Consider the following 9,087-nt stretch of genomic DNA (forward strand, 5'->3'; position numbering starts at 1 on the left):
TCATGAAAAACATCCTTCTTATCCTATCAGCTCTGGGAGTGCTCGCAGCTGCTCCCGCCAGTGCCGGCGAACAGCGCATCAATGTCGGGGTTGGCGAACTGACTTGTCCCTCCTGTTCCTTTACTGTGGCGGCAGCCATGCGCGGCGTACCCTCCGTCGAGATTGTCGACTTTCTTGAGGGGCAGTCGTGGGGCGAAGGCATCTACGTGGTCAATTATGACGATCAGGAGGCCAACCCTGACATGATCATCAACGCAGTCCTGGCCAATGGTTATCCGGCGGAAGTTCTTCAGCCCGGCGATTCCTGAGGGCAGAAGGAGGGCAAGGGTCATGGATGACAGACACAAGGGGGGGCTTCTGGCCTTCGTTGTTGCCGCTCCGATCATGCTGATCTGTTGCGGTGGCGGTGGCGTAATCCTCGCCGCTATTCTTGGCGGGATAGGCGGGTGGTTGTCCGGGCTTGGCGGCATCGCGACTGTGATCGCTGCCGTTGGTGCCATGCTGGTCTTTCGAGAGATCAAACGGAGACGCCCAGCACATGCCGACAGCGCGCCAGAAGACTCATGCTGCCGGCACGACACGAAAGTCAGCCTAGACTCTGCCGAAACCGCGAACCGGCAGCGAAGCGGACGGACTTCGTAGGCCTTTGCGGCAGTGGCCGTGTCCATTTCAACAGGAAAACGGCCCCTTCGCCGGGCAGGTTTTCCGCACGCTTGGAAACAGAAGATACATGAATACTGAAGAAAAAACCTCAAATGGCCTCCTGAAGGTCGGCCTCATCGGCACGGTCATCGCGGCGCTTTGCTGCTTTACACCTGTTCTTGTCGTTCTCTTCAGCACCGTCGGTCTTGCCGCCGTCGTCGGGTACTTAGATTTTGTGCTGCTTCCCGCGCTCGGGATTTTCATCCTACTGACGATCTACTCACTGTGGCGAAAGAACCCTCGCAATACCCAATCGCAAAGGAACTAGGAGATGATGGCCCCTATAGAAGATATGATGCCGATGGCACCGCAAATGATGGGCTGTTGTTACTTCAACTTTTTCGGCGCGGTGTCCTGGATGATTTCAATCACCACACCGCTGATCGCAATTGGCGCAATCGTCTACCTCCTGACCAAGCGACCCGAGAAAGGGAGCAGTCAGGACTTCTCCCAACCGTAGAATTCGGAACGACGCAGCGAGAATGAAAGTGAGTTGTGTCATCATCTTGGTCGGACAGGAAGCCAAGGAGCAGATCGATCTGTATGCCGCGGCCATCGGCGTCGGACCAACTGGCAAACAGAACCCGGCGATGATCACCGCCTATCCCAGCCACGCCACCGGCATCGGATTGATGGCTAAAAATGTAATACCCGCGGCCGCATGGAAGTGACGGCCCTATTAGGAAACAGAGGAAGATGATGATGGAGCAAAAGGTTGAAACCCATGATTGTTGCGGTCCGGCAGGTACTGATGGCAACGCATTTGACCTGATCGTGGTGGGTGCGGGCTCGGCAGGTTTCTCCGCCTCGATCACCGCGGCCGAGGCCGGCAAGCGAGTGGCCCTTGTAGGACACGGTACGATCGGCGGTACCTGCGTAAACGTGGGCTGCGTGCCGTCGAAGGCGATGATCCGCGCCGCCGAGGCGGTACATGGCGGCACTTCGGCGGCACGGTTCCCAGGTGTCGAGCCCTGCACCCACGCAGTCGACTGGGGCGCGGTGGTAAATGGCACGACCGATCTGGTCGTCGAGATGCGGCAGAAGAAGTACCTCGATTTGCTGCCTGCCTATGACAATGTGACCTACATTGAAGAAGGGGCCGCACGTCTCGTCGAGGGCGGGGTTCAAGCTGGCAGCCGTTTGCTTTCCGCTCCCCGTATCCTGATCGCCACCGGGTCCCGCCCTCAGCTCCCAGATATCGAGGGCATCGCTGAAGTGGACGTGCTGGATTCTACCGATCTTCTGACCCTGCCCGCGCCCCCCGAGAGCATCATGGTGCTAGGCGGCGGCTATATCGGCTGCGAGCTGGCGCAGATGGCGTCAAGGCTCGGGGTGAAGGTCACGCTTGTCACCCGTTCGCGCCTCTTGCCCGGCGCAGAACCGGAGGTGGCCGAGGCGCTGACCGAGGCGCTGAAGGCGGAAGGCATCGCGGTCGAAACCGGCCTGGCTTACACCTCGGTCGCGCAAGGTGCGGGCGGTGTCACCCTGACCATCGAACGCGATGGCCAGACCGAGGCGTTGACGGCGGAACGGATCGTTGGGACCACCGGCCGGGTGGCCAACTCTGACGGTCTTGGACTAGCCAAACTGGGCATCGAAACCGATGCGCGCGGGTCGGTCATTGTGAGCCCCGACATGGCGACCACACGGGCGGGCGTCTGGGCGGCGGGCGATGTCACTGACCGCGACCAATTCGTCTATATGGCGGCCTATGGCGCCAAGGTAGCGATCAACAACGCTCTGGGACTGGAGCCAATGCGCTATGACAATGCCGCGATGCCCTGGGTGGTGTTCACCGACCCGCAAGTGGCTGGTGTTGGCCTCTCGGAGGACGAGGCAAAAGCAGCCGGGCACGAGGTCAAGACCAGCGTGATTACGCTCGACAACGTGCCGCGCGCGGCGGCGGCGCGCGATACCCGCGGCGTGATCAAGCTGGTGGCGGATGCCAAGACCGACCGTCTGCTGGGTGGTCAGATCGCAGCACCCGAGGGTTCCGACACGATCCAGACGCTGGCCATGGCGCTCAAGTTCGGCATGACCACCAAGGCGCTTGGCGAGACGCTCTTTCCCTATCTGACCACGGTCGAGGGGCTGAAACTGGCGGCACAGACCTTCGACAAGGATGTGGCAAAACTCAGCTGCTGTGCGGGGTGACGACGTGAGACGCGGGCACACCACGGATCTTCTCTCCAGTTGCCATGGTGTGTTGTTAGGTTGGGCGGCTCCGGCGGCGGCAATGTTCGCCGTGTTCGGCATTGCGCATCCGGTCAAGACATGGGTCTGGGCCGGGGCTCTCGTCTGGATGGGGGCGGCCTGTCTCTGGAACGCGCGCCGCTGCGGGCGGCGCCATTGCTTCTGGACCGGGCCATTCTTTCTGGCGATGGCTCTGGTGGTGCTGACACACGGGTATGGGGTTGTGGACCTCGGAAGCCAGGGGTGGAAATGGCTTGGTGCAATGATCGGAATTGGCGCCTTGGGCGTCATCGCTGTCACGGAGCGCGGGGGCAAGTATCTCTGAGCAACCAAAAGGAGCGATGATGAAGGATGATGGCAGAAAAGGCCCGCTAGCTGCGCTGGTCGCGCTCAAACTCGTCTGCTGTGGCGGGCTCCTGCTGGCCACCGGCGCATTTTCGCTTGGCGGGTTCTTGTCACTGATGACCCACCCTGCGGTCAAACTTGGAGGCGTACTCCTCCTGGTTTTGGCAACAGGCTGGCTGTTGTGGCAAGTGCTTTCGAGCAGAGCCACTTCACCATCGCAGAATACCGGCGCGCGCCGACATGAACTCCGCAGTGGCGATGCTATCCTATCTTCTAAAGCCAGCCAGCAATCGATGACAAGCTTGTCTTACTCGCCGAACCATGCCGTTAGCACTGCCGGAACGGAAGTGGGGCCAGGCCCATGCAGTTCACCCAAAGGAAAGTGAGATTGATGGAAAAGACCGCTGAAACCTATTTTCCGGACACTTCGACCCTTTCGGACCCAAAAGTCTTAGAAGCTCTGTCTGCACTCATGAGCAACGCGCGGCTGGCCGCGCGCTGGGGTGGGCTCTCGCCTGCGGCTCGGCAGGCTCATCAAGCGATCCTGCAGGCGTTTCTGGCTGATGGCGTACCGCCTCCAATTTCCCAATTTTCCGCTGAATCGCTTGCCGATCTGGGACGGCGCGATCTCGTGCATGTGCGCCGCGGAGAGATTGCCTTGGCTTATCCGTTTTCAACCCGTCCAACCGATTTCCTGGTGCGCGTGGGCGGGGTGAAGGTCCATGCGATTTGTGCGGTCGATGCACTGGGCACCGCGGCCATGGCCCGCGAACCAGCCGAAGTCACCTGTCTATGCCCAACTTGCCGGGCTGGTGTCAGCTTGAGTGTTTTAGCTGATGGTCTCACGCTCGGCCATGCCTCCGAGCCCGATCCTCGGGTCTGGACCGGCGTCAAGGACGTCGGGGCCTGTGCGGCCGACAGCCAGTGCAAGTCGATGCTGCTGTTCTGCGGCCCCGATCACCTCGATGCCTGGAAACGCTCCCAACCGCCCTCCGCGCGGGGGTTCGACCTTTCGCTGACCCAAGGAGTGCGCCTCGGCGCCGCGATCTTCCGGCCATTCCTTCAAGCCCCGGCCGAGGGGGCTGCGCCGTGAGTTCACTCGTCCTTTATGGGTTCACTGCAGGCGCGGTTGCAACGGTCAACCCCTGCGGCTTTGCCCTTTTGCCGGCGTGGTTCGCCCGTGAAATGGCGGCACACGAAGACCGCCCCGCGGCCGAACGCCTGATCCGGGCGTTCGGTTCAGGCGGGCTGGTTTCACTCGGCTTCATTTCCATATTCCTGGTTGCCGGGGTCCTGCTTGCCGCCGGCTCCGAATGGCTCGGGCCGGCGCTGCCATGGATCGGCATGGCACTGGGATTTACACTGGCATTGATCGGCATCAGCTGGATTGCGTCGATCCGATTTCCGGGAATTCCAGTCATTGAAAAATGCCGCCGAATTAGCACCCGCTATGGCGCGTTCGGATTTGGCCTCTCCTATGGGCTTGCGTCTATCTCCTGCACCCTGCCGGTGTTTATGTCTGTCGCGGGTCTGTCCTTTCTTCTGGAGAGCGAGATCTCCCTGTCCGGTTTTCTGGCATACTTGGCCGGGGCGGCCACTGTGTTAACTTTGGTCGCAGTGGGCGGAAGGCTCGCTGGTTCGGGATTGCTGAAGCTAGTTCAAGATCGCACCGTGTTCCTGCGACGGACAGCCGGCACTCTGACATTGCTGGCCGGTCTCTACATCGCCCTCTATTGGGGAAGGCTTTTCTTCGATAACGCGTCATGGGCTGACGAAATCGCGTATTCAGTCGAAGGATACGCATCGAGGGCAAGCATGTTTCTGTCGTCCAGAACGGGTTTACTCATACTGCTGTCGGGCGCCACCGTGCTTGCCTTGTGGGTGTGGATTGCTCGCATACGCGCTGCGTATCGCAAATAGGCCGCTCGCTTGAATCCTGGAGACAATCTGAACGAGCTAACGGGCTTCCTGAGATAGGACAATGACTGACCTGCACCGCCGACATACCCCAAACCGACTCGATGATATCGAGTGTGTCACGGGCCAACTTGCACTGTGTCTAGCAGAACATGGCGCCAGTTCAGAGGACGCCCAGGCAGCTATCCGAAAGTTCGGGCAGATTCTGTCAGCGGCGCCATTGCGGGTAGAACGCCTGTTTGTGAGCGTGCAGCCGCTGCATCCGGATTTTCGGGCACGTACTTACCTGTGGCTCGCCAAGGACGGCCGGGTGCGCGTTATCGAATGGCCGCATGGGCTTAAGAACAGGCAAGGATACCGTTCCTCTCCGGATCATCACGTTCATACCACGGGTACAGAGTTGCATGTTCCAGACCTCCAAAACACCCCACCGTCACGTTGCAATCTCTACGATGAGCTTCGGCTTGACGGTTTCACCGACTATCTCATTATCCCGTTGCGCTTCAGCGGCGGCACAATCAACACGCTTTCGATCGCAACGCGCCAATCAGGCGGATTTTCGAAAGGCAGCCTTGTTGCCTTCCGCCGGCTGGCCGATCTCCTGGCCGCGCTGCTGGAGCGGTTTGTCGCCATCGAAAACCTCGACACCGCACTGCGGACCTACCTGGGCCGGCACGCCGGCAGCCAGGTCATGCGCGGTGAGATCCGCCTTGGCGAAGGCCAGCTGGTCGAGGCTGTCGTGTTGTTTGCGGATCTTCATGACTTCAGCAGCCTTTCCGCGCAATTGAAGCCGGCAGAGACGGTCAGCCTGCTGAACAGCTATTTCGACTGTCTTGTCGCTCCAATTGAAGAGAATGGCGGCCATATACTGAAATTTGTCGGCGACGCTGTTCTGGCCTTCTTTCCTGTTAACTTAGCCGGAACGCCTGAACCGCGGCCGCAGGAAGCAATCGCCGCCATCAGTCAGCGGCTCAACATGCTGAATTCCGCAAGGAGGGAAGCAGGTGAGAAAGCCCTGAAACACGGACTCTGCTTGCATTTCGGCGAAGTTCTGTACGGCAATATTGGGTCGAGTGAACGTCTGGATTTCACCATTATCGGCGATGCGGTGAATGTAGCCGCCCGATGTCTTGAGGAAACCCACGCATTCGGCATCGAATACCTTGCCACGGAGGCATTCGTAACGCGATTTTCTCCAGAGAATTCCTCCCCCATCGGGACGCGCAAGTTGAAAGGCATTGCCAGCCCCGTATCGCTCCATGAACTTTGCCCGAATTCAACGTAGGTTGTTCCCGTCCTTGGAGGAGGACGCTCGGCGCACTGGGCCAAAACCGGACGTGCGAGCAGATTGGGAAAAGCTGGATTTGTCCGGCTTGTCGACAATTCATGCTGACCGCTTGGCCGGCACACCCAGAAAATGCCTCGGATGGCGCACACCGGCTGAAGCCTTCAGGGACGAACACATTAAGCTGAGATAGCAGGAAACGTCACAACGACCCTTGAGCCTCCAGCCCAAATATGCACGTTCGGTCCAGCTGGGCCCTTTAGGAGCAGAGAATGACAGCGAAGATTTCACGCGAGGACCTCAAGGCAAAGATCGACCGCAACGATGAATTCGTTCTTGTCGACACTCTGCCAGAAACTGCATACCGCAAGGGGCACCTGCCAGGCGCCATCAGCATCGTGTCCGATGACATCATCGACGTCGCGCCGGAGCGCATTCCCGACCGCGACACCTATATCGTCGTCTATTGCAGCAGCGGGACGTGCAAGCGGTCGTCCTTTGCTGCCGAGCGACTTGAGCGCTTAGGGTATACCTGCGTCCGCGACTACCATGAGGGCAAGGCGGACTGGGTTGAGGCTGGCCTGCCCTTTGTGACGGATTAAACGCAGGTGCGATAAGGAGAGGCTGCGGCGATGCGGGATCGGCTAGAGAGGCGCCAGATCACTGTCTACCTTGGCGCGATTGGACTCGGTATCGCTGTCGGCTCGACAGCGCCGGATGCTGCCGGTCCTCTGGAATTCGCGGTCACCCCCGTGCTGGCGGCGCTCATCTACACCACGTTCCTACAGGTCCCGCTCGCCGATCTCAGAGGCGCGATGCGCAACCGGCGTTTTCTCGGCGCGCTCCTGGTGGCGAATTTCATCGCCGTGCCGCTGCTGGTGTGGCTTCTGTTCCAAATGGTGCCGTCCCGCCCGGCGGTGCAACTGGGTGTGCTCCTCGTTTTGCTCACCCCCTGCATCGACTATGTCGTAGTGTTCACCCATATGGGCCGCGGGAATGCGCGCCTCGTGCTCGCCGCCACACCGCTGCTCCTCGTCGTTCAGTTTCTCCTGCTGCCATTCTACCTCTGGCTGTTCCTTGGGCCGGGCATAGCGGATCTGCTGCGCCCCGGCCCGTTCCTCGCAGCCTTCCTCTGGCTTATCGCAACGCCTCTGATACTGGCTTGGCTGACCGAATTTTGGGCAGGCCGGCACGCGTCGGGCGAGCGTTTCACCGCGGCCATGGCCTGGGCACCGGTGCCGCTGATGGCGCTGACCCTGTTTTTGGTCATTGCGGCCGAACTGCCCCGGATCGAAACGGCCTTGGCTGATGTGCTGGGCGTCGTGCCGGTCTATTTCGCCTATGTCTTGGCAGCACCTATCATCGGCTGGGCGATCAATCGCCTTGCCCGTCTTGAATACGGTGCCAGCCGGGCGTTGATATTCAGCATAAGTACCCGAAATTCATTGGTCGTGCTGCCATTGGCACTCGCGGCGCCCTTCGACGGCGGGATCGCCGCCGCTATCGTGGTAACGCAGACCTGCGTCGAACTTCTGGCTGAGCTTGCCTATATCAGGCTTGTTCCGGCGCTGGTGACAGCGCGATCAACGCATCAGTGGTAAAGGCGGCTGGATCGGCTACATTGATTAGCCTGCCTTCGCTGCACGGGATGACATAACCTTTTTGGCCGGGACACAATGCGAACAATCTCCGGAAAATGCTGCGTGAGAAATGAATGACATGGTGTGTTTGCAGCGGCCGCTCTCCCAGGGCGAACGCGATTCGATGAGATCCGCCTCAGCAAAACCGGCCGTGAAGGAGTACGACTATGACGCATTGTGTTGGTCTAGACGTGTCCGTCAAATCCGTGTCGATCTGTGTTGTTGATAGAGAGGGTGAGGTGCTTGCCCGCGGCGAAACCAGTTCGGATCCGGACCCAATCGCATCATTCATTTCGGAGCACGCCGCTGAGCCCGAGCGGATTGTGCATGAGAGCGGCATTCTGGCCATCTGGCTCATCCGAGAACTTGAGAAACGTGGCCTTCCAATCATCTGCATTGATGCACGCCTGGCGCACAAGGCGCTGTCGGATCAGCGGGCAAATACAGGGGCTCACTTTTGGGTGCCGATAGGGAGTTGAAGTTGGACGCCGATTGGCAGGTTGGCCGCTGCGAACGGTCAGTTTGGTTTCTGTCCATCGAAGGCCGGTTGAACGACCGCTCCGGTGGAAATCGCTGCGTCGCCGAAAGGCTGCTGCCGCGCGTGCGAACTTAGATTTCGACGTTCTGCACGTGCATTCGCCGTGGCGGCATAAGTCCGTTCTGTCCCGCTCTTTTCCTGTTCGTGCTGGATGCAGCGAAGGTCAGCAATCCCTTTGATACGATCCTGCTCCTACCGGAATCCACCCCAACTAAATGGAGCCGGACCTAAGTTAAACAAGGACAACGACCAACGCGAACTCCGTTTCTGTCGAATAACAACAGCGCACCGATATCTACCGTTGACAGGAATTTAATATTCGTGTCACACATCGAAAACGGGATGCCATGGCTTCTCGTCAAACAATCATCTTGCTAGGAAGTCGTCGCCAACAGGGGACGACACATGCCGATAGAACGTTACAAATCCTTGGTCACGATCGCTGGCGTTTGCAGCTGGAAGAAAGC

12 protein-coding genes are annotated in these 9,087 nt (G+C 59.5%); all 12 read left to right on the top strand.

What is annotated here, in order from left to right; all coding sequences use genetic code 11:
* Positions 1 to 2 precede the first annotated feature (2 nt).
* Positions 3 to 308 (top strand): periplasmic mercury ion-binding protein, encoded by a 306-nt coding sequence (locus A2I95_RS20810; protein ID WP_141889185.1) that lies wholly within the window; start codon positions 3 to 5, stop codon positions 306 to 308.
* A gap of 422 nt (positions 309 to 730) precedes the next feature.
* Positions 731 to 970 carry a mercury resistance system transport protein MerF gene (merF, locus tag A2I95_RS20815; protein ID WP_141889183.1) on the top strand — a complete coding sequence of 80 codons (240 nt, stop codon included), beginning with the start codon at positions 731 to 733 and terminating at the stop codon, positions 968 to 970.
* A 3-nt stretch (positions 971 to 973) separates the two neighbouring features.
* Positions 974 to 1,162: a hypothetical protein gene (locus A2I95_RS20820; protein ID WP_141889182.1), complete on the top strand. Its 189-nt coding sequence runs from the start codon at positions 974 to 976 to the stop codon at positions 1,160 to 1,162.
* 22 nt (positions 1,163 to 1,184) lie between these two features.
* Positions 1,185 to 1,373, top strand: a complete 189-nt coding sequence (locus tag A2I95_RS20825; RefSeq protein ID WP_141889181.1) for a hypothetical protein — start codon at positions 1,185 to 1,187, stop codon at positions 1,371 to 1,373.
* A 31-nt stretch (positions 1,374 to 1,404) separates the two neighbouring features.
* Complete coding sequence (gene merA, locus A2I95_RS20830) at positions 1,405 to 2,856, top strand: mercury(II) reductase (RefSeq protein WP_167510221.1); 1,452 nt, start codon at positions 1,405 to 1,407, stop codon at positions 2,854 to 2,856.
* 82 nt (positions 2,857 to 2,938) lie between these two features.
* Entirely contained in the window at positions 2,939 to 3,220 is a 282-nt protein-coding gene (locus A2I95_RS20835; RefSeq protein ID WP_244940704.1) for a hypothetical protein, read from the top strand.
* Between the two features lie 411 nt (positions 3,221 to 3,631).
* Positions 3,632 to 4,333 (top strand): organomercurial lyase, encoded by a 702-nt coding sequence (merB, locus tag A2I95_RS20840; RefSeq protein WP_167510215.1) that lies wholly within the window; start codon positions 3,632 to 3,634, stop codon positions 4,331 to 4,333.
* A complete protein-coding gene (locus A2I95_RS20845; RefSeq protein WP_167510214.1) occupies positions 4,330 to 5,160 on the top strand; it encodes a cytochrome c biogenesis protein CcdA in 831 nt (276 codons plus the stop codon). The genes merB and A2I95_RS20845 overlap by 4 nt, the downstream gene beginning before the upstream one ends.
* A gap of 61 nt (positions 5,161 to 5,221) precedes the next feature.
* Complete coding sequence (locus A2I95_RS20850) at positions 5,222 to 6,442, top strand: adenylate/guanylate cyclase domain-containing protein (protein ID WP_291732865.1); 1,221 nt, start codon at positions 5,222 to 5,224, stop codon at positions 6,440 to 6,442.
* A gap of 272 nt (positions 6,443 to 6,714) precedes the next feature.
* Positions 6,715 to 7,044: a rhodanese-like domain-containing protein gene (locus A2I95_RS20855; protein WP_141889287.1), complete on the top strand. Its 330-nt coding sequence runs from the start codon at positions 6,715 to 6,717 to the stop codon at positions 7,042 to 7,044.
* 30 nt (positions 7,045 to 7,074) lie between these two features.
* Positions 7,075 to 8,043 carry an arsenic resistance protein gene (locus A2I95_RS20860; RefSeq protein WP_291732869.1) on the top strand — a complete coding sequence of 323 codons (969 nt, stop codon included), beginning with the start codon at positions 7,075 to 7,077 and terminating at the stop codon, positions 8,041 to 8,043.
* A gap of 206 nt (positions 8,044 to 8,249) precedes the next feature.
* Positions 8,250 to 8,561 carry a hypothetical protein gene (locus tag A2I95_RS20865; protein ID WP_208764484.1) on the top strand — a complete coding sequence of 104 codons (312 nt, stop codon included), beginning with the start codon at positions 8,250 to 8,252 and terminating at the stop codon, positions 8,559 to 8,561.
* Positions 8,562 to 9,087 lie beyond the last annotated feature (526 nt).

This window comes from Leisingera sp. F5, assembly GCF_001593695.1.